At 59.3% G+C, this 18,257-nt stretch carries 21 protein-coding genes; 11 read left to right on the forward strand and 10 right to left on the reverse strand.

Annotated features, from left to right (window positions below; all coding sequences use genetic code 11):
• Positions 1-156: 156 nt before the first annotated feature.
• A complete protein-coding gene (locus AOA59_RS25260) occupies positions 157-1,224 on the forward strand; it encodes an AI-2E family transporter (RefSeq protein ID WP_065912354.1) in 1,068 nt (355 codons plus the stop codon).
• A gap of 3 nt (positions 1,225-1,227) precedes the next feature.
• Here AOA59_RS25260 and AOA59_RS33235 read toward each other — a convergent pair whose 3' ends face one another.
• The 3 genes from AOA59_RS33235 to AOA59_RS25275 form a co-directional block, all read right to left on the reverse strand.
• Entirely contained in the window at positions 1,228-1,410 is a 183-nt protein-coding gene (locus AOA59_RS33235; RefSeq protein WP_099489491.1) for a hypothetical protein, read from the reverse strand.
• Positions 1,411-1,501: 91 nt separating this feature from the next.
• The gene (locus AOA59_RS25270) at positions 1,502-1,696 is read right to left on the reverse strand and encodes a hypothetical protein (protein ID WP_010211349.1); all 195 of its coding nucleotides are present in this window, start codon (positions 1,694-1,696) and stop codon (positions 1,502-1,504) included.
• A 267-nt stretch (positions 1,697-1,963) separates the two neighbouring features.
• Positions 1,964-2,317 (reverse strand): hypothetical protein, encoded by a 354-nt coding sequence (locus AOA59_RS25275; protein ID WP_017135284.1) that lies wholly within the window; start codon positions 2,315-2,317, stop codon positions 1,964-1,966.
• 156 nt (positions 2,318-2,473) lie between these two features.
• On the opposite strand from AOA59_RS25275, the gene AOA59_RS25280 reads away from it, so the two are divergent.
• A complete protein-coding gene (locus tag AOA59_RS25280) occupies positions 2,474-3,292 on the forward strand; it encodes a shikimate 5-dehydrogenase (protein ID WP_099489492.1) in 819 nt (272 codons plus the stop codon).
• A 120-nt stretch (positions 3,293-3,412) separates the two neighbouring features.
• Here AOA59_RS25280 and AOA59_RS25285 read toward each other — a convergent pair whose 3' ends face one another.
• Complete coding sequence (locus AOA59_RS25285) at positions 3,413-4,063, reverse strand: YceH family protein (RefSeq protein WP_065912357.1); 651 nt, start codon at positions 4,061-4,063, stop codon at positions 3,413-3,415.
• A gap of 116 nt (positions 4,064-4,179) precedes the next feature.
• Between AOA59_RS25285 and AOA59_RS25290 the strand changes: the two genes are divergently transcribed.
• Positions 4,180-4,689 carry a DUF1993 family protein gene (locus AOA59_RS25290; protein WP_099489493.1) on the forward strand — a complete coding sequence of 170 codons (510 nt, stop codon included), beginning with the start codon at positions 4,180-4,182 and terminating at the stop codon, positions 4,687-4,689.
• A gap of 67 nt (positions 4,690-4,756) precedes the next feature.
• On the opposite strand, the gene sstT is transcribed toward AOA59_RS25290, so the two are convergent.
• Entirely contained in the window at positions 4,757-5,977 is a 1,221-nt protein-coding gene (gene sstT / locus AOA59_RS25295; RefSeq protein WP_065912361.1) for a serine/threonine transporter SstT, read from the reverse strand.
• 241 nt (positions 5,978-6,218) lie between these two features.
• Between sstT and AOA59_RS25300 the strand changes: the two genes are divergently transcribed.
• A complete protein-coding gene (locus AOA59_RS25300; protein WP_099489494.1) occupies positions 6,219-7,373 on the forward strand; it encodes an MFS transporter in 1,155 nt (384 codons plus the stop codon).
• A 122-nt stretch (positions 7,374-7,495) separates the two neighbouring features.
• On the opposite strand, the gene nhaR is transcribed toward AOA59_RS25300, so the two are convergent.
• On the reverse strand, positions 7,496-8,398 hold the full coding sequence (gene nhaR, locus AOA59_RS25305; RefSeq protein WP_065912365.1) for a transcriptional activator NhaR: 903 nt from the start codon (positions 8,396-8,398) through the stop codon (positions 7,496-7,498).
• Between the two features lie 134 nt (positions 8,399-8,532).
• Here nhaR and AOA59_RS25310 point away from each other — a divergent pair, with 134 nt between their 5' ends.
• The 4 genes from AOA59_RS25310 (at position 8,533) to mnmH (ending at position 11,793) form a co-directional block, all read left to right on the forward strand.
• Complete coding sequence (locus tag AOA59_RS25310; protein WP_065912366.1) at positions 8,533-8,784, forward strand: hypothetical protein; 252 nt, start codon at positions 8,533-8,535, stop codon at positions 8,782-8,784.
• 28 nt (positions 8,785-8,812) lie between these two features.
• Positions 8,813-9,562 (forward strand): TerC family protein, encoded by a 750-nt coding sequence (locus tag AOA59_RS25315; protein ID WP_065912367.1) that lies wholly within the window; start codon positions 8,813-8,815, stop codon positions 9,560-9,562.
• Between the two features lie 93 nt (positions 9,563-9,655).
• The gene (selD, locus tag AOA59_RS25320; protein WP_099489495.1) at positions 9,656-10,690 is read left to right on the forward strand and encodes a selenide, water dikinase SelD; all 1,035 of its coding nucleotides are present in this window, start codon (positions 9,656-9,658) and stop codon (positions 10,688-10,690) included.
• Entirely contained in the window at positions 10,690-11,793 is a 1,104-nt protein-coding gene (mnmH, locus tag AOA59_RS25325) for a tRNA 2-selenouridine(34) synthase MnmH (protein ID WP_099489496.1), read from the forward strand. The genes selD and mnmH overlap by 1 nt, the downstream gene beginning before the upstream one ends.
• A 118-nt stretch (positions 11,794-11,911) precedes the next feature.
• Here mnmH and AOA59_RS25330 read toward each other — a convergent pair whose 3' ends face one another.
• Both AOA59_RS25330 and AOA59_RS25335 read right to left on the reverse strand, forming a co-directional pair.
• Positions 11,912-12,967 (reverse strand): permease, encoded by a 1,056-nt coding sequence (locus AOA59_RS25330; protein ID WP_099489497.1) that lies wholly within the window; start codon positions 12,965-12,967, stop codon positions 11,912-11,914.
• A gap of 177 nt (positions 12,968-13,144) precedes the next feature.
• Complete coding sequence (locus AOA59_RS25335) at positions 13,145-13,846, reverse strand: histidine phosphatase family protein (protein ID WP_099489498.1); 702 nt, start codon at positions 13,844-13,846, stop codon at positions 13,145-13,147.
• A gap of 252 nt (positions 13,847-14,098) precedes the next feature.
• Here AOA59_RS25335 and AOA59_RS25340 point away from each other — a divergent pair, with 252 nt between their 5' ends.
• The 3 genes from AOA59_RS25340 (at position 14,099) to hemB (ending at position 16,732) form a co-directional block, all read left to right on the forward strand.
• Entirely contained in the window at positions 14,099-14,797 is a 699-nt protein-coding gene (locus tag AOA59_RS25340; RefSeq protein WP_099489499.1) for a glutathione S-transferase N-terminal domain-containing protein, read from the forward strand.
• Between the two features lie 3 nt (positions 14,798-14,800).
• On the forward strand, positions 14,801-15,643 hold the full coding sequence (locus AOA59_RS25345; RefSeq protein ID WP_099489500.1) for a PhzF family phenazine biosynthesis protein: 843 nt from the start codon (positions 14,801-14,803) through the stop codon (positions 15,641-15,643).
• 114 nt (positions 15,644-15,757) lie between these two features.
• On the forward strand, positions 15,758-16,732 hold the full coding sequence (gene hemB, locus AOA59_RS25350) for a porphobilinogen synthase (protein WP_056858748.1): 975 nt from the start codon (positions 15,758-15,760) through the stop codon (positions 16,730-16,732).
• Positions 16,733-16,807: 75 nt separating this feature from the next.
• Here hemB and AOA59_RS25355 read toward each other — a convergent pair whose 3' ends face one another.
• Together AOA59_RS25355 and AOA59_RS25360 are read right to left on the reverse strand one after the other, a co-directional pair.
• Positions 16,808-17,221 (reverse strand): hypothetical protein, encoded by a 414-nt coding sequence (locus AOA59_RS25355; RefSeq protein ID WP_099489501.1) that lies wholly within the window; start codon positions 17,219-17,221, stop codon positions 16,808-16,810.
• Position 17,222: 1 nt separating this feature from the next.
• Positions 17,223-18,257 (reverse strand): RHS repeat-associated core domain-containing protein (locus tag AOA59_RS25360; RefSeq protein ID WP_178076293.1); only part of this gene is annotated, 1,035 nt, incomplete at its 5' end.

The following is an 18,257-nucleotide window of genomic DNA, read 5'->3' on the forward strand; positions in this document are numbered from 1 at the left end:
TGCACACGCCCGAATACGCGGGCGGTTCAGGCACTGTTGACCGAGGCCAAGGCGATTCAGTGAGGCGGTCTATGCTTGAAGGGCACTCCCAGGTTTTGCCGCGGACTAAGCAACAGGGCCGCTGAAGGCCCTCTGCTTTTCTGACATGGACCGGACATGAACCAAACCAACCTTCAATTCAAAACCCTGCTGTTATTGCTGGTCCTGGTGACCATCGCCTTTATCTGGATATTGCTGCCGTTCTACGGCGCGGTGTTCTGGGCGGTCATCCTTGGCATCATCTTCGCCCCGATGCAGCGGCGCCTGCAGCAACGCTTCAGCTGGAACCGCAACCTGACATCGCTGGCGACTCTGACGGTGTGCCTGGTGATTGCGATTCTGCCGGTGATCATCACCAGCGTGCTGCTGGTGCAAGAGGGCGCCACCCTCTACAAAAATATCGAAAGCGGTAAGTTGGACGTGGCGGGCTATATCGAACAGTTCAAGAACTTCCTGCCGCCGTACTTTCAGCACCTGCTCGACCGCTTCGGCATGGGCAACCTGGAGGGCCTGCGGGAAAAGATCGTCAAGAGCGCGATGCAGGGCAGCCAGTTCTTTGCCACCCAGGCGTTCAGCTTCGGCCAGGGCACGTTTGATTTCCTGGTGAGCTTTTTCATCATGCTTTACCTGTTGTTTTTTCTGCTGCGTGACGGCCCGGAACTGGTGCGCAAGGTACGTACGGCGGTGCCGTTGGCCGAGCCGCAAAAGCGCCGGTTGCAACTCAAGTTCAATCGGGTGGTGCGCGCCACGGTCAAGGGCAACGTGCTGGTCGCCGTGACCCAGGGCGCGCTGGGCGGTTTGATCTTCTGGTTCCTGGACATTCCCAGCGCGTTGCTCTGGGCGGTATTGATGGCGTTTCTGTCGTTGTTGCCGGCGGTCGGCGCAGGGATTGTGTGGGGGCCGGTGGCCGCCTACTTCCTGTTGAGTGGCTCGATCTGGCAGGGCGTGGTACTGGGCTTGTTCGGCGTGTTCGTGATCGGGCTGGTGGACAATGTATTGCGCCCGATCCTGGTGGGCAAGGACACCAAGATGCCGGATTACCTGATCCTGATCTCGACCTTGGGCGGCCTGTCGGTGTTTGGCTTGAATGGCTTTGTGATCGGGCCGCTGGTGGCGGCGCTGTTTATGTCCAGCTGGGCGCTTTTTGTCGAAAGCAAACCGCGGGTCAAGCTGCCATTGCCATAGATTTCAGGCGTGAAGCCTGAAGTTCGACACCTGCTGTTGCTGTCGTTGCGCAGCGGACAGTGAGGTGAGAGGGCCGCTGATGGTTTCGCCATCGCGTACCACATACCAGCAGGCCAATAACCCAAGCTCCCGGAGCGGGGCGGGGACGGCACTGCCGACAACGGACATGATTTGAACAGTGGGCATAGGGACCTCCAATGGCTATGGGGGTCACCTTACGGGCTGATGGCGCGTAGGAAAAATCACCCATCTCGATAGTCAACATTAACGCCAGGCGTCAATCGACCACTTGATCGAGCATGTTCACCACTTCCTGTTCGCTGAGCAGGCCTTTGCGCACCAGGTTTTCTGCCAGCAGCGCGAGAAATTTTGCGCTGCGGTGGCCCTCAAGGTGCTTGAGTTCGGTGAGTGCGCTGTAGACCTTGCTGGACGTGCACAGGCCAGCGGTGCGGTGCGGGTTTTGCGTGGGCATGTTCAGTCGTCCTTAATTGTTATTGGGTGGACCGCTCGATAGTGAGACCGTTGGGTGACGTAAACATGACAGCGCAAGCTCAGGTCTTGCAAGTGGACATTTGACAGTCATGATGTGGGATTGCGCATCGGGCATTGTCCTCATAGCGACCTTGGCATGATAAAACCGGGCTTTTCAGGCAAAACACAGGCAAAACACAGGCAAAACGCAGGCAAAAAAAGACCCCGCGTGTGGGCGAGGCCTGTTCATTTCCAACCTGACTGCGTATTACCAGCCGCGGCCATAATAACCGTGGGGAGGGCCGTAGTAGCCGCGCGGTGGGCCGTAATACACCGGTGCCGGGCGGTAGTAAACCCGCTGTTGCACATATACCGGCGGTGGCGGGGCGTAGTAGACCGGCGGCGGCGCGGCATACACCGGTTGCGGCTGCACATACACCGGTTGCTGCACGTAGACCGGCTGGGATTGGCTGGCAACTACGGAGCCGACAACGGCTGCGCCGATCAAACCACCCAATATGGCCGGGCCACCCCAACCACCACCGTGGGCGGAGGCTTGGCCTGCCATAGCGAGTGCGCCGATAAGCAAGGCGATTTTGGGGATTTTACGAATCATGGTCATTCCTCGGTTAGCCCCTGCGCTTGTGGTCTGCAATCAATAGACTCAAGGATTGTCGCGGGGATACTTTTAAGACAACGTATTTCTGAAAAACAGCACCGCTGCTAGGTAAAGGTTGTGTAAGGTCTGTACCGATTTGCTTACTCATAGGAGTTTTCCATGCAGATGCACCCCAACAAGGACACCCAACTGTGCATGTCATTGTCGGCGCGTCCCGGGAATTTTGGCTTGCGATTTCACAACCATTTGTACGAACAACTGGGGCTGAATTTCTACTATAAAGCCTTCAGCAGCCAGGATTTGCCCGGTGCGATCGGCGGTATTCGGGCGCTGGGTATCCGTGGTTGCGGGGTGTCCATGCCGTTCAAGGAAGCCAGCATCGCCCTGGTGGATGAGCTGGACGCTTCGGTCAAGGCCATCACCTCGCTCAACACCATCGTCAACACCGACGGCCATCTCAAGGCCTACAACACCGACTACATTGCGGTGGAACAACTGCTGAAAAAACATGCGGTACCCAAAGACTCGACCTTTGCCCTGCGTGGCAGTGGCGGTATGGGCAAGGCGGTGGCCAGTGCCCTGCGCGATGGCGGCTACGCCAACGGCGTGATTGTGGCGCGCAATGAAGCGGCGGGCCGGGCGTTGGCGCAAAGCCTGGGGTATGAGTGGCGAGCAGAACTGGGCGAGTTGCGCCCGCAGATGCTGGTCAACGTGACGCCGATCGGCATGACCGGCGGGGCAGAGGCGGACCAGTTGGCCTTTGACGCCGACGCTGTGGACGCTGCTGAGACTGTGTTCGATGTGGTGGCGATCCCCGCGGAAACGCCGTTGATCCTGCGTGGGCGTGCCCAGGGCAAACGGGTGATTACCGGGTTGGAAGTGATCGCGATCCAGGCGTTGGAGCAGTTTGTGCTGTACACCGGTGTGCGGCCGACGGACGAACAGTTCCAGGCGGCAGTGGCCTTCGCTCGAAATTAAAGCACTGCGCAGATCCAAATATGGGAGCGGGCTTGCCCGCGATGAGGGCGTGTCAGCCGCCTTATACATCACTGACCCACCGCAATCGCAGGCAAGCCAGCTCCCACATTTTAGATCGGGTTAAGCCTGTTCCAGCTGGGCCAGGCGTTCTTCCAGCGCTGCAATCCTGGCTTCAAGCTCCTCAATACGCTCCACCGAAACCCCACCGGCCGAGCGCTCCACCGGGCTCCCGCGTGCCGCGATAATCGCCTCAATATCCGCCGGATCCCCCAACGCATGGGTATAACGGTCTTCCCGTTGCCCGGCCTGGCGCGGCACCAATACTGCCAGCCCGCGTGCAATCAGGCGTTCGAGCTGGTGCACGACCTGTTCGGCGTCTTCAAAATCATGCATGCGGCCGCTACGGGTCAGCAGTTCGTTGACGGTCTGCGGCCCACGCAAAAACAGCAGCCCTATCAGGATCACCTGGGCCGGCACCAGCTCCAGCGCCTTGTCCACCCGGTGCTCCCAGCGGTCGGCGCGGCTGCCCATCACCAGGCGGGTAAAGCCCTGGCCTTCGAGCACCCGCAGGCTCTGGCCGACCTGGCCCTGGCTCAAGTTGGTCACCGGTTCCCGGCTGGTCTTCTGGTTGCAGGCCAGCACCAGCGCATTAAGCGTGAGCGGATAGGTTTCCGGGTTGGTCGCCTGTTTTTCGATCAGGCAGCCCAGGATGCGGATTTCCGTGCTGTTCAGGCGCGGCTCAGCAGTGTCGGTGTCGTGCTCGGCGGTCATCGCGCTTTCCCTATGCAGTGAAGCTCACTAGCCTAATCCTGAAAAAATAAAAGACAAGCCGCAGGCATGGCTATAATCGCCGCTGGTTCAAACCCTGCCATTACCGTGAGACTGTCATGACTATTTCCCTGTACGCCGCTTCTATCCCGGTCTTCAAGCAAATGCTCAACGCCCTGAGCGATGTACTGAACAAAGCCGAAGCCCACGCCAGCGCCAAGAACATCGAACCCAACGCCTTGCTGCAAGCGCGTCTGTTCCCGGACATGTTCCAGCTGGTGCGCCAGGTGCAGATCGCCGTCGACTTCGCTAAGGGTGTTTCCGCGCGCCTGGCCGAAATCGACGTGCCGAAGTACGAAGACAGCGAAGTGACCTTCGCCGACCTGCAAGCGCTGATCGCCAAGGTGCTGGCATTTGTCGACACCATCAAGCCTGAGCAAATCGACGGCAAGGAAGGCATCGAAATCATCACCCGCCCAGGCACGCCGAAAGAGAAGCGCTTCAGCGGCCAGTCCTACCTGCTGACCTACGGCCTGCCGCAGTTCTTCTTCCACGTCACCACTGCTTACGCTTTGCTGCGCCATAACGGTGTGGAAGTGGGCAAGCGCGATTACATGGGCGCTTTCTAAGCCTCCAGATACAAAAAAGCCCGGGGTCGTTCTTGTCGAACGCCCCGGGCTTTTTTACGCCTTATGGTTAAGCCGTTTGCTCTTCCTTGCCCAGGCAAGCGGCTGCCGTGAACAGCACATCGGTGGACGAGTTGAGCGCGGTTTCCGCCGAATCCTGCAGCACACCGATGATGAAGCCCACGGCCACCACCTGCATGGCGATCTCGCTGGGAATGCCGAACAGGCTGCACGCCAGGGGAATCAGCAGCAACGAGCCACCGGCCACACCCGACGCGCCGCAGGCGCATACCGCCGCGACCACGCTGAGCAGCACGGCGGTTGGCATGTCCACGGCAATACCGAGCGTGTGCACGGCGGCCAGGGTCAACACGGTGATGGTAATCGCCGCGCCGGCCATATTGATGGTGGCGCCCAGCGGGATCGACACCGAATAAGTATCTTCATGCAGGCCCAGGCGTTTGCTCAGCGCCAGGTTCACCGGGATATTCGCCGCCGAACTGCGCGTGAAGAACGCGGTGATGCCGCTTTCGCGCAAGCACATCAGCACCAGCGGATAAGGGTTGCGGCGCAGTTTCCAGAACACGATGGCCGGGTTGATCACCAGCGCGACGAACAGCATGCAGCCGATCAGCACCACCAGCAGGTGGGCATAACCGAGCAGGGCGCCGAAACCGGAGGTGGCCAGGGTCGAGGCCACCAGGCCGAAGATGCCCAGCGGCGCAAAGCGGATGACCACGCGCACGATCAGGGTGACGCCGTTGGACAGGTCGTCCAGCACCGTGCGAGTGGTAACACCAGCATGGCGAATCGCGATGCCCATGCCGATGGCCCAGGCCAGAATACCGATGAAGTTGGCATTCATCAGCGCGCTTACCGGGTTATCCACCACGCTCAGCAGCAGGCCTTGCAGCACCTCGCCGATGCCGCCGGGGGCGCTGACGGTGGCGTCATGGGTGGCCAGTACCAAAGTCGACGGGAACAGCATGCTGGCTACCACCGCGACGACGGCAGCGGCAAAGGTGCCGAGCAGGTACAGGAACAGGATTGGCTTGATGTGGGTTTCCTGGCCATGTTTATGGTTGGCGATCGACGCCATGACCAATACAAACACCAGAATCGGTGCAACGGCTTTCAGCGCGGTGACAAACACCTTGCCGATAAACCCGGTGGCACGCGCTGCCTCGGGCAATAACAGGGCGAGCAGGATACCGGCCAGCAGGCCGATGACAATTTGGGTGACCAGGCTGACGCGCATCAGTCGTTGCAGCAGGGAAGGGGCAGCAGTCATAAACAGTTGTCTCTAGTTTTTTTAGTAGGACGCAGCATTGCAGGCAGGTAGCGCCGTAGGAAGCAGGCCCAAAGTCTAACATGCTGTAGGAAGCGTCCCATTCGGTGCGGCATTCCGTCACCCGCACCTGTAGGGTTTGGCCAGGCCAAGACCTATTCTGTTAAGATTGCCGCCTCTCATCTTTCCTCTCTGTCAGCGAGCCCTTCGGGCTGTCGTTGATGTCGTCGTTTCTGGAGTTTTCATGTTGTTTCCTATCCTGCTGCTGTCGGCCGCCGGTTTTACCGTGCTGACCACAGAATTCATCATTGTCGGGCTGCTGCCGTCGATCGCCCGCGACCTGAACGTCAGCGTGTCCCAGGCCGGGCTGCTGGTAACGCTGTTCGCATTTACCGTGGCGGCGTTCGGACCGTTCCTGACCGCATACTTCGCTCGGTTCCAGCGCAAGCGCCTGTTTATCAGCATTCTGATCATGTTTGCGCTGGCCAATACCGTGGCGGCATTGGCGCCGAATATCTGGGTCATGGCCATGGCGCGCTTGATTCCGGCGTTGGGTTTGCCAGTGTTTTGGGCCTTGGCGAGTGAAACGGCAGTGGATATCGTCGGGCCGGAATTTGCCGGCCGGGCCATTGAAAAAATCGGTTTCGGGATTGTCTGCGCCACGGTGTTCGGCATTCCGGTGGGCACCTTGATTTCCGATATGTTCGGCTGGCGCACCGCGTTCACCATTCTCGCCGTGGTCGCGTTGGCCAAGGCCTTGCTGCTGTTTATCTACCTGCCGGTGACCACACCCAAGAACGATCAGGTGAGCCTGCGCTCGCAGTTCAAGATCCTGGGCAGCCCGTTGATGCAGGGCCATATCCTGCTGTCGATCTTGGTGTTCAGCGGCATGTTTACCGCATACACCTATCTGGCAGACATCCTCGAACGTCTGGCCGGCTTCGACGGTACGCGGGTGGGCTGGTGCCTGATGGGCTTTGGCGCGGTGGGCCTGATCGGCAACGCCCTTGGCGGGCGTGCGGTGGACCGTCATCCGCTGATTGCGTCCATGGTGTTCTGCGGGTTCATGATCGCCGGCATGGTCGCGGTGGTCCCGGCGATTCACTCCAGCATTGGCCTGGCAGCGGCGATGGCGGTGTGGGGCGTGACCCAGACGGCGATGTTTCTGGTCAGCCATGTGCGCCTGATGAAAGCCGCGCCCCACGCCCCGGCGTTTGCCGCGTCATTGAACATCGCCGGGGCCAATCTGGGGATTGGCCTGGGGGCCATGGTGGGGGGGCATGTGATTGACACCCTGGGGCTTGCCAGCCTGGGCTTTGCGGCGTCCGGGTTTATCCTGGTGTCGATCCTGCTGGCGCTGTGGTTGATGACCGCGAAACCTCTGGCTGCCCGCGCTTGATCGTTCCCACGCTCTGCGTGGGCATGCATCCTGTGACGCTCCGCGTCACCGCGTTAACAGCAGGACGCGGAGCGTCCGAGGCGGCATTCCCACGCGGAGCGTGGGAACGATCAACCTTGCCGTCAGGGCAGGGCGGTAAACAGCTCGCGCCGCGCCCCTTCGGTAATCGCCACGATGCCGGGGTGTTTGATCTTGCGCTCCACCGAGATTGCGTAGAACGACTCGGTGACCGCATCGGTCTGGCCGATCAGCGCCACGCCATATTGGCGCACCACCTCATCGGCGATCACGCTGGGGGCGATAAAAATCCCGCTGCCCGACTGCCCAAACGCCTGCATCAACGCGCTGTCGTCGAACTCACCGATGATCCTCGGCTGGATCTGCTGCTCGGCAAACCAGCGCTGCAAGCGGCTGCGCACCACCGTCTCCGCACCCGGAATCAATAACGGCGCGCCCTGCAGGCAGTGTGGGAAATCGCCGCCGTATTGGTCAGCCAAGGCCTGAGTGGCAAAAAAGCTGATGCCGCATTCCCCGAGTTTCTGGCTGTAGCCTTTGATGTCCAAATGCGTGGGCATCGGGCTGTCGGAGATCACCAGGTCCAGGCGCTGAATCGCCAGGTCGGCCAGTAAGCGTTCGAGTTTGTCTTCACGGCAGGTGATGCGCATCGGCTCGCTCAGCTCCATGGTCGGCGCGATCAGCCGGTAAACGATGGACTTGGGCACCACATCCGCCACCCCGACCCGAAACAGGATCTGCTGTTCGTCGGGTGCTGCGCGCAACATGGCTTCCAGTTCGTTACCGGTCTGGAACATCTGTTCGGCGTAGGGCAAGGCCCGTCGCCCGGCTTCGGTGAGTTCCAATTGGCGACCGACGCGTTGAAACAGCGCGATACCAAAGGTCTGCTCCAGCAGGCTGATCTGGCCGCTGATGGTCTGGGGCGTGAGGTTCAGCTGCTCACACGCGCGCACAATACTGCCGGTCTTGGCCACCACCCAGAAGTAATGCAATTGTCGATAATTGAGCATGGCGGCCTACACTTCGTAAAAATCGAAGTATATATGAGAGAAATACGAATTTTACTGAAGTGTTCAGCTGCATAGAATGCCTCGCTATCGAGGGGCCACTATTTGGACCCAATGGTTCTAACGAGGAATACATGATGAAACTCAATTCCCTGGGCGCGGCGTCCGTCCTTGCGCTTTCATTGGTGATGATCAGCGGCTGTGATCAAGTCGAAAAGAGCGCGCAGCAGGTGCTGGGCAAAGCCACCGAATCGGCCAAACAAGCCATCGATGACACCCACAAGGCCGCCGAGCAGGCATTGAGTGAAGCGACCCAAGGTTTGATCCAGCCTGAAAAAGACGCTGAGCAGGCCGAAAAAGAATCTGAAACCGAACGTAAAGAAGCTTAATTTCCCAGCACAACGTCAGGACTGACCTATGGACTACCTTTTACAACTGGCCGCCAGCCCGACCGCCTGGGTCGCACTGGCCACCTTGATCGTCATGGAGATCGTGCTGGGCATCGACAACCTGATCTTCATCTCGATCCTTACCAATAAATTGCCCGAGAAACACCGGGCCAAAGCGCGGCGTATCGGCATCAGCATGGCGTTGATCCTGCGTCTGGGCCTGTTGAGCACCATCGCGTTTATCGTGCAGTTGACGGCGCCGGTGTTCGAGATCTTCGGTCAGGCGTTCTCCTGGAAAGACATGATTCTGATTGCCGGTGGCCTGTTCCTGGTGTGGAAGGCTACCACCGAGATCCACCACAGCATGGACCCGGAGCCCGAGGACAAGGCCACCGTCAGCAACACCGTGGCCATCGGCTTTGCCGCTGCGATTGGGCAGATCCTGTTGCTCGACCTGGTGTTCTCCATCGACAGCATCATTACCGCCGTGGGCATGACCGAGCACTTGCCCATCATGATCATCGCCGTAGTCGTCTCGGTGATCGTGATGTTGGTGGCGGCTGAACCGTTGGCCAAGTTCATCAACGACAACCCGACCGTGGTGATGCTGGCCCTGGGCTTCTTGATCATGATCGGCATGACGCTGATCGCCGAAGGCTTCGGCGCCCACGTGCCAAAAGGCTACGTGTATGCGGCCATGGCGTTCTCGGCGGTGATCGAATGCCTGAACATTGCCCGGCGTAACCGCCACAAGCGTTTGCTCGCTGCCCGCCAGTAGGCGCTGAACCCAAAAGCCGGCTGCGCTCACAAGAGCCCAGCCGGCTTTTTGCTGTCTGTTAGAATCGTGCCACTTGTTACCTTGAGGTCCACCATGAACGAGCCGATTCGCCTCACCCAGTACAGCCATGGCGCGGGTTGCGGCTGCAAGATTTCGCCCCAGGTGCTGGAAGTGATCCTTGCCGGCAGCGGCGCACAGAACCTAGACCCCAACCTGTGGGTGGGCAACGCCTCGCGCGACGATGCGGCGGTGTACGCCATCGATGACGAGCGTGGCGTGGTCTCCACCACCGACTTTTTCATGCCGATTGTCGATGATCCGTTCGACTTCGGCCGTATTGCCGCCACCAACGCCATCAGTGACATTTACGCCATGGGTGGCGACCCGCTGATGGCCATTGCGATTCTGGGCTGGCCAGTGAACGTGCTGGCGCCGGAAGTCGCCCGCGAAGTGATCCGTGGCGGTCGCTCGGTGTGCGACGCCGCCGGCATTCCACTGGCGGGCGGGCACTCCATCGACGCGCCGGAGCCGATATTCGGCCTGGCCGTGACCGGCATCGTGCAAAAGCGCCATATGAAGCGCAACGACACCGCCACCGCGGGTTGCCAGCTGTACCTGACCAAACCGCTGGGCATCGGCATCCTTACCACCGCCGAGAAAAAGGGCAAATTGCGCGAGGCGGATATCGGCCTGGCCCGTGACTGGATGTGCACGCTCAACAAGCCTGGCAGCCGTTTTGGCAAGTTGGCCGGCGTCACCGCCATGACCGATGTCACCGGTTTCGGTCTATTGGGGCATTTGGTGGAAATGGCTGACGGCAGTGGTCTCACGGCCCGCATCGAATATGCCAGAGTCCCACTCCTGCCAGGGATCGAAGACTACCTGGACCAAGGCTGCATGCCCGGTGGCACCCTGCGCAATTTCGACAGCTATTCAAGCAAACTGGGGCGTCTGCAGGAGCTGCACAAGCGCGTGCTGTGCGACCCCCAGACCAGCGGCGGCCTGCTGATCGCCGTCACCCCGGAGGGCGACGCCGAATTTCGCACCGTAGCCGCAGAACTGGGCCTGAGCCTTGAGCCGATCGGCGCACTGGTTGAGCGACAGACCCACGCGGTAGAGGTGTTTTGATGGCAATTGACATCACCGACTACCGCAGCATCTTCCTCAATGACCGGCCGATGATGGATACCCGCGCGCCGATCGAGTTCACCAAGGGCGCGTTCCCCGGTGTGGTCAACCTGCCGCTGATGACCGACGACGAACGCCAGCGGGTCGGCACCTGCTACAAACAGCAAGGCCAGCAAGCGGCCATCGTGCTGGGGCATGAGTTGGTGTCCGGGGCCATCAAGGCCGAGCGCATCGAGCATTGGGCGCGGTTCGCCCAGGCCAACCCCGACGGCTATCTGTACTGCTTTCGCGGCGGGCTGCGCTCGCAAATCGTGCAGCAATGGTTAAAGACCGAGGCGGGTATCGACTATCCGCGTGTCGGCGGTGGCTATAAGGCCATGCGTACCTTTCTGCTGGAGACCCTGGAGCAGGCGACGGCCGAGTGTGATTTTGTGTTGCTCGGCGGCATGACCGGCACCGGCAAGACCGAGGTGTTGGGCCAGGTGCGCAATGCCTTGGACCTTGAAGGGCACGCCAACCATCGCGGCTCCAGCTTCGGCAAGCGCGCCACGGTGCAACCGTCCAACATCGACTTTGAAAACCGCCTGGCGGTCGACCTGCTGAAGAAACGCGCGGGTGGTATCGAACAGTTTGTGGTCGAGGACGAGAGCCGCATGATCGGCAGCTGTGCACTGCCTTTGCCGTTACACAAGGGCATGCAGACCTTCCAGATGGTATGGCTGCAAGACAGTGTTGAAGGCCGCGTCGAGCGGATTCTGCGGGATTACGTGGTTGATCTTTGCGCCGAATTTATCGCGGTGTTTGGCGAAAGCGGGCAGGCGTTGTTTGCCGAGCGCTTGACCCAGAGCCTGGCCAACATCCACAAGCGCCTGGGTGGCGAGCGCTTTCAGCGCCTGCAGGCCATATTGCAGGAAGCTTTGACGGAACAAGCGCGCAGTGGTGCCGTGGATTTACACCGGGTGTGGATCGAAGGCTTGTTGCGCGAGTACTACGACCCGATGTATGCGTTCCAGCGGGAAAGCAAAGGCGCGCGGATCGAGTTTGCCGGGGAGCAGGGCGCTGTGGTGGAGTACTTGCGTGAGCGGGTTGCCAGGCGCAATTAATGCAGTGGGTTTGAGGGCCTCTTCGCAGGCAAGCCAGCTCCCACATGTTGACCTGTGAATGCAGTCAAATGTGGGAGCTGGCTTGCCTGCGATAAGGCCCTAAGCCTCACAGCAAAGCCTATAGAATCACCGCCCCGATCAACCCACACACCACCCCCACCAGCATGGTCAGCCCAGCCACCGTCACCAGCACCCGCGCGTCGAAATCCTTGCGCAGCATCAACAGCGACGGCAGGCTCACGCTGGGCAAGGTCATCAGCAATGCCACGGCCGGGCCGGTGCCCATGCCCAATGTCATCATGGTTTGTACGATAGGAATCTCGGCTGCCGTAGGAATGACGAACAGCGTTCCGACGATGGCCAGCGGTACCAGCCACACCAGGCTGTTGGCCATAGCGCCGTCGACATGGGGAAACAGCCATACCCGCGCGGCGCCCAGTACCAGCACGGCGACGATATAGATCGGGATCGTGCTCCAGAACAGCTGCCACAGAGTCTGCAGCCACCGACTCAAAAATGGCTGCGACTCGGCCTGGCTCACCTCAGCCACGGCGTCCAATGCCGCTTCCGGCACCTGATCGGGGCGGGCAATGCGTTGTGCAACCAGCGACACGCCCACCACCAGCACTACCCCCGCAACCAGCCGCAGCGCAGTAAAGCCCCAGCCGAGTACAAAGCCCATGAACACCAAGGTTGCCGGGTTCAGTACCGGGTTGGCGATCCAGAAGGCCAGCGCCGCGCCCACCGACACCTGCTGACGGCGCATGCCCGCTGCCACCGGAGCCGCGCAGCAACTGCACATCATCCCCGGCAAGGCGAACAGCCCGCCACGCACGGTAGACCCCAGCCCGGCGCGGCCGAACAGGCGCAGCAACCAGTCACGGGGGATCAACACTTGCAGCAGCGAACCCAGAATCACCGCCAGCACGGCAGCTTTCCAGATCGCCAGGAAATACACCTGGGCATAGGCCAGTGCGGCGGCCAAGGGTGAGCTTTGCTGGTCGTTGAGAATCGAGGCGCCGATGCTGTGGTTATCTGCAGCGACAAAGGCCTTGAGGTAGTAGGGCGACCACTTCACGTAATAGAGGCCGATGCAGGCCACCAACACGAACAGCGCTGGTTTCCACCAGAACGACCAGCCCCGGTTGGGCTGGGTGGAGATGAGGTTGGGCATGGTGCAAGTCCGCAGATGATTCAATAGCGGGGCATCATACGCGCCTGCCACCGATCATTCCCACGCTCCTGCGTGGGAATGCAGGCCGAGACGCTCTGCGTCGTGATGCTGGCCCCAACACCTTGAGCGTCACGGAATGAACTCCTGCGCGGGAGCGTAGGCTCTATCTGCAGGGTTTCAGATATCCGCGCTCACTTGGGTTGCATCCGGGCATGTCTGCTGACCGTTATCCAGGCCTTGCTTGTAGTTGCGGCTCAGCAGTGAAGCCTTGCCGTTATGCCAGGTCAGCGTCAGTACATAGAGCGTGTCGTAATCGCCGCCCGACCAATCGTCGGTGATGGTGTGTTTTTCACCCGAGGCTTCACTGGCCACCCGGTTGATCAGCTCCGGCAGGTAGCCGTGGGACCAGGCGGTGTAGATGATTGAGTTGTGGTACTTGTCTTCCACCAGTTCATCGGCGAGGTCGTGGGTGTCATTGGCGGAGTACTTGATGTTCACCGGCAGGCCAAGCTTGATGGCGCTGGGGCTGATGGTCATCAGGGGGCGAATGTAGCTGTAGGAATTGTCGTGCTCCCCTTCCTCGACATTGCGCGTCGGGTCGGGCGCAAACACGTAATTGGCCTTGCCGAATTTTTCCGGCAGCACGGTGGCCAGGTTCATTGCGCGATTCAGGCCCTGGCAATTGAGCTGGCCGAGGCCGCCAACGGGTTTTTCGCCGTGACGCAGGAACACCAGGGTTTGCACACCATCCACCGGCGCGGCGCGGCTGATTCGCGACTCCAGGGTCAGGCCGATGGCGCCGCCCACCAGCGACAGCGGCAACACGATGTAGGCATAACGTTTAAGACGTTGCGCAAGGCACAGAGGCTTGATTGTCATTGTAGGTTCGAGTCTTCAGTGCAGCGATTAAGGCGGACAAGCCTGGCCCCAGCGACGCATCCGGCGTGCTGCGGTTTAACCTGTGATTGTTACGGGGTGTCTTCCTTTCACCGTCATGGCGCAGTTAAGAGTGTGAATCGGCTCTTTGGTTCGCCTGCGCGCACCATAGCGCGGCTATGTTGCGCAATGATGACCCATGCAGGACGGCGTGCAGGTGGCTATCATGGGGACTTTGAGCCTGGGGATTTCCCGATGAACGCACTCGCCGCTTTCCCGATCAACAGCAAATGGCCCGCCCAGCACCCGGAGCGCTTGCAGCTGTATTCGCTGCCCACGCCCAATGGGGTCAAGGTGTCGATCATGCTGGAGGAACTGGGGCTGCCTTATGAGGCACACAAGGTCAGTTTCGAGACCCAGGACCAGTTGTCGCCGGAGTTCATGTCCTTAAACCCCAACAACAAGATTCCCGCGATCATCGACCCCAGTGGCCCGAGCGGCCAGCCGCTGGCGTTGTTCGAGTCCGGCGCGATCCTGATTTACCTGGCGGAAAAAACCAGCCAGTTGCTCTCCGAAGACCCGGCCACCCGTTACGAAACCCTGCAGTGGCTGATGTTTCAGATGGCCGGTATCGGTCCGATGTTCGGCCAGGTCGGGTTCTTCAACAAGTTCGCCGGCAAAGCATACGAAGACAAACGTCCGCGTGACCGCTACGCCGCCGAATCTCGGCGTTTGCTCGGCGTGCTGGAAAAACACTTGCTGGGTCGCACCTGGATCATGGGTGATGAATACAGCATCGCCGACATTGCGACCTTCCCGTGGATCCGTAATTTGATCGGGTTTTACGAGTCCGGCGACTTGGTCGGCATCGCTGATTTCCCTAATGTGCTGCGTGCACTGGACGGTTTTGTCGCCCGCCCGGCGGTGATGCGTGGCCTGAGTATTCCGAGCTAAGACATGCCGACTTTCGATTTCAAGCAACTGGATGTGTTCAGCGGTGTTTCGCTCAAGGGCAACCCCCTGGCGGTCGTGCTCGGCGCCGATAGCCTTACGGACCAGCAAATGGCCGACTTCGCCAACTGGACCAACCTCAGCGAGACCACGTTTTTGCTGGCGCCGCGGGACCCACGGGCGGATTACCGGGTAAGAATTTTCACCACGCTTAAAGAGCTGCCGTTTGCCGGGCACCCGACCCTGGGCAGTTGCCATGCGTGGCTGCAGTCAGGCGGCGTGCCCAAAGGTGAGGAGATCATCCAGGAGTGCGAAATCGGCCTGGTGCGTGTCCGTCGCCAAGGCGCTGAACTGGCGTTTATTGCACCACCGTTGTTGCGTACAGGTCCGGTGGAAGCGCCCCTGCTGGAACGCGTGCGCCTGGGGTTGGGCCTGGCGCCTGAAGCCATTGTGCGCAGCCAGTGGGTGGATAACGGCGCAGGTTGGCTGGCGGTGATGCTGGGCCAGCGCGATCAAGTGTTGGCCTTGCAGCCTGACTTTTCGCAATTGCATGGCTTGGCCATTGGCGTCATCGCGCCCTGTGACCCGGCGCGTGACGAGGTGGACAGCCACTTTGAAGTGCGCGCTTTTATCGCCGGTGACGGCGTCCAGGAAGACCCGGCCACCGGCAGCTTGAATGCCGGTGTTGCCCAATGGTTGCTGGCCGAAGGCCTTGCGCCCGCGCGGTATGTGGTCAGCCAGGGCACCGTGATTGGTCGTGCCGGGCGGATTCACGTGGAACGGCAAGGTGATGAAATCTGGGTGGGCGGCGCAGTGGCGGCGTGTATCGAAGGGCGAGTCCAGCTCTAGATCAATATATTGTTACGACCCACGCAATACACTATTGGTCCCCAGGCGTTTGTGCTGCGGGGGCCATGGGGCATAAGCTTTTGCCCAAATATTCTGATGCTATCCAGGAAAGCCATGACCAGCCAGTTCCCCCAAGCCCGTCCTCGCCGCCTGCGCCGCTCCCCGGAGCTGCGTGGCCTGTTCCAGGAAACCGAATTCACCCTCAACGACCTGGTACTGCCGATTTTTGTCGAAGAAGAAATCGACGACTTTGTGCCGATCACCAGCATGCCGGGTGTGGTGCGTATTCCTGAGAAAAAACTGGCCGGTGAAATCGAGCGTTATGCCCGTGCCGGGATCAAGTCTGTGATGACTTTCGGCGTATCCCACCACCTGGACGCCAGCGGCAGCGACACCTGGAAGGAACGCGGCCTGGTCTCGCGCATGTCCTCTATTATCAAGGACGCCGTACCGGACATGATCGTGATGTCCGACACCTGCTTCTGCGAATACACCGACCACGGCCACTGCGGCGTGATGCACGGCGCCCACGTCGACAATGACGCGACCCTGGTCAACCTCGGCAAACAAGCCGTGGCCGCTGCCCGTGCCGGCGCCGATGTCATCGCACCGTCGGCCGCCATGGACGGCCAGGTCCAGGCCATCCGCCGCGCCCTGGATGACGCGGGTTTCACCCATATCCCGATCATGGCCTACTCCACCAAATTCGCCTCGGCCCTCTACGGCCCGTTCCGCGAAGCCGGCGGCAGCGCCCTCAAAGGCGACCGCAAAAGCTACCAGATGAACCCAATGAACCGCCGCGAAGCCGTGCGCGAATCCCTGCTCGACGAACAGGAAGGCGCCGATGCGCTGATGGTCAAACCGGCTGGCGCCTACCTCGACATCATCCGCGACATTCGCGAAGCCTCGCGCTTGCCGGTGGCGGCGTATCAGGTAAGTGGCGAATACGCGATGATCAAGTTTGGCGCCCAGGCAGGGGCGATTGATGAGGCGCGGGTAGTGCGCGAGACGTTGGGGTCGATCAAACGGGCTGGCGCGGATTTGATTTTTACGTATTTTGCGATGGATTTGGCGTTGGCTGGTATTTGATTTTGGGTTGTGGGCCTGTGGCGAGTGAGGGTGCTCGTCACAGGAGCAGTGCTCTGTGATGTTTTGCGATCACTCTCAGTTGAATTTTTCATAGTCTTGCGCACCCAATGATGCCAGCCATTTCTTAAAGAAATTGATCTGTTCTTTTGGGTCGTTCGTTAGATTTTCTTCCTCGTAATCAAAGATGCGGACGATATCTTCATTGGTAGCTTGCTTGCCTAAATTCATTTCGTAAGCAACGAGCCCTGCACTCATTTGAGATGCCATTCTTGAAGGCATTACATTTATTTTTGCGCCTTTACACAGAAAGGTTATATGAGGGAATTCTGCTCTAATTTTAGCCAGACAAGCATACATGTCCTTTCCTTCATAAATTTTCTGAAAGTTTTCAGCCTCTGAAAACGTCATCGTAAGTTTTTCAGGGTCATATTTTATTGTCACTTCTGCTTTTTGTTCGTTGACGATCACCTGTATTTTTTGCGTTTTCATGTTATTTCCTATTTGGGTTTGGAATTGAGTAGCCTATGTAGCTTCCATCGGCCTTTACTGGTGTGGCGCCTAGAATATCCTCTGAATTTATTATGTGGTGGATGGCAAATTCTTTTTCTTTTGGATAAGGTGTTTGCCTTCCTAGCTCTAAATTTATATCGTGGCCCTCAATGCTTTTGAGCGTGTATAAGTAACCTTTTTTAGTGCCGTAACTTGTAGCGAACATAATTCCTACCGCTCGCGAAGGTGAAGTGCTTATGAAGTTACTTGCAGGATCATTACTGTCAACCGCGTGCAAGTATAGGTCCTCACTGTCTCCTTTGCTCTTAAACCCATTTTTGAACACCTCGTCAGGTGATGCTTTATCTCCACGAAAAAGATAGTCTTCCTTTTCCTTAGGAGTGGGCGGTCCAGGCTCTATTTTCTTTATAGAGGCTTGTTCAGCGGGATCATCAATGCTTAGTGAAGGTTTGCAGCCGCTGTTTTCAGGGCACGAGTTCAAGCCTAGCGGATCCACCCACCCCGTAGGGTTCGGCACGTACCGGTACGCATTAATCCCACCCGCCAGCTTCACCGGGTCCGGCGTCAGGTAGCGACCAATATCCGGATTGTAGTAGCGATGGCGGTTGTAGTGCAGCCCGCTTTCCGCGTCGAAATATTGGCCCTGAAAGCGCAGCGGGTTGTCGATTTTTCTGACGTCGAGGCGGGCTATTTCGCCGTAGGCGCGGTAGTGCGCGGACCAGACGATTTCGCCTTTGGGGTTTGTGAGTTCCTGTGGCGTGCCGAGGTGGTCGAGTTGGTAGTGGAAGGGCTTGGTGTCTTGAGGCCCAAAACCTTCCAGCAGTGCCAGCGGCCGAAAACTGTCCGGCTCGTAGAGATAGCTGCGATGGCAGTCCGCGTGGTGTTCTGCAACCAGCTTGTCGCCTTGCCAGAAAAACTCCGTGGTTTTTCCGTTCACCGTTTTGCTGATCCGCCGCCCAAACGGGTCGTAGCGGTAGCTGGCGGTTTGCCCGTTCGGTTGTGTGATCCCAATCAA

This window comes from Pseudomonas sp. 2822-15 (assembly GCF_002742515.1).
In the GTDB taxonomy this organism is placed as follows: domain Bacteria; phylum Pseudomonadota; class Gammaproteobacteria; order Pseudomonadales; family Pseudomonadaceae; genus Aquipseudomonas; species Aquipseudomonas salomonii.

What these genes read in the sequence shown, in the direction of transcription:
- AOA59_RS25260 (WP_065912354.1), top strand. Translation starts at nt 157, where the DNA reads ATGAACCAAACCAACCTTCAATTCAAAACCCTGCTGTTATTGCTGGTC.
- AOA59_RS33235 (WP_099489491.1), bottom strand. Translation starts at nt 1,410, where the DNA reads ATGCCCACTGTTCAAATCATGTCCGTTGTCGGCAGTGCCGTCCCCGCC.
- AOA59_RS25270 (WP_010211349.1), bottom strand. Translation starts at nt 1,696, where the DNA reads ATGCCCACGCAAAACCCGCACCGCACCGCTGGCCTGTGCACGTCCAGC.
- AOA59_RS25275 (WP_017135284.1), bottom strand. Translation starts at nt 2,317, where the DNA reads ATGACCATGATTCGTAAAATCCCCAAAATCGCCTTGCTTATCGGCGCA.
- AOA59_RS25280 (WP_099489492.1), top strand. Translation starts at nt 2,474, where the DNA reads ATGCAGATGCACCCCAACAAGGACACCCAACTGTGCATGTCATTGTCG.
- AOA59_RS25285 (WP_065912357.1), bottom strand. Translation starts at nt 4,063, where the DNA reads ATGACCGCCGAGCACGACACCGACACTGCTGAGCCGCGCCTGAACAGC.
- AOA59_RS25290 (WP_099489493.1), top strand. Translation starts at nt 4,180, where the DNA reads ATGACTATTTCCCTGTACGCCGCTTCTATCCCGGTCTTCAAGCAAATG.
- sstT (WP_065912361.1), bottom strand. Translation starts at nt 5,977, where the DNA reads ATGACTGCTGCCCCTTCCCTGCTGCAACGACTGATGCGCGTCAGCCTG.
- AOA59_RS25300 (WP_099489494.1), top strand. Translation starts at nt 6,219, where the DNA reads ATGTTGTTTCCTATCCTGCTGCTGTCGGCCGCCGGTTTTACCGTGCTG.
- nhaR (WP_065912365.1), bottom strand. Translation starts at nt 8,398, where the DNA reads ATGCTCAATTATCGACAATTGCATTACTTCTGGGTGGTGGCCAAGACC.
- AOA59_RS25310 (WP_065912366.1), top strand. Translation starts at nt 8,533, where the DNA reads ATGAAACTCAATTCCCTGGGCGCGGCGTCCGTCCTTGCGCTTTCATTG.
- AOA59_RS25315 (WP_065912367.1), top strand. Translation starts at nt 8,813, where the DNA reads ATGGACTACCTTTTACAACTGGCCGCCAGCCCGACCGCCTGGGTCGCA.
- selD (WP_099489495.1), top strand. Translation starts at nt 9,656, where the DNA reads ATGAACGAGCCGATTCGCCTCACCCAGTACAGCCATGGCGCGGGTTGC.
- mnmH (WP_099489496.1), top strand. Translation starts at nt 10,690, where the DNA reads ATGGCAATTGACATCACCGACTACCGCAGCATCTTCCTCAATGACCGG.
- AOA59_RS25330 (WP_099489497.1), bottom strand. Translation starts at nt 12,967, where the DNA reads ATGCCCAACCTCATCTCCACCCAGCCCAACCGGGGCTGGTCGTTCTGG.
- AOA59_RS25335 (WP_099489498.1), bottom strand. Translation starts at nt 13,846, where the DNA reads ATGACAATCAAGCCTCTGTGCCTTGCGCAACGTCTTAAACGTTATGCC.
- AOA59_RS25340 (WP_099489499.1), top strand. Translation starts at nt 14,099, where the DNA reads ATGAACGCACTCGCCGCTTTCCCGATCAACAGCAAATGGCCCGCCCAG.
- AOA59_RS25345 (WP_099489500.1), top strand. Translation starts at nt 14,801, where the DNA reads ATGCCGACTTTCGATTTCAAGCAACTGGATGTGTTCAGCGGTGTTTCG.
- hemB (WP_056858748.1), top strand. Translation starts at nt 15,758, where the DNA reads ATGACCAGCCAGTTCCCCCAAGCCCGTCCTCGCCGCCTGCGCCGCTCC.
- AOA59_RS25355 (WP_099489501.1), bottom strand. Translation starts at nt 17,221, where the DNA reads ATGAAAACGCAAAAAATACAGGTGATCGTCAACGAACAAAAAGCAGAA.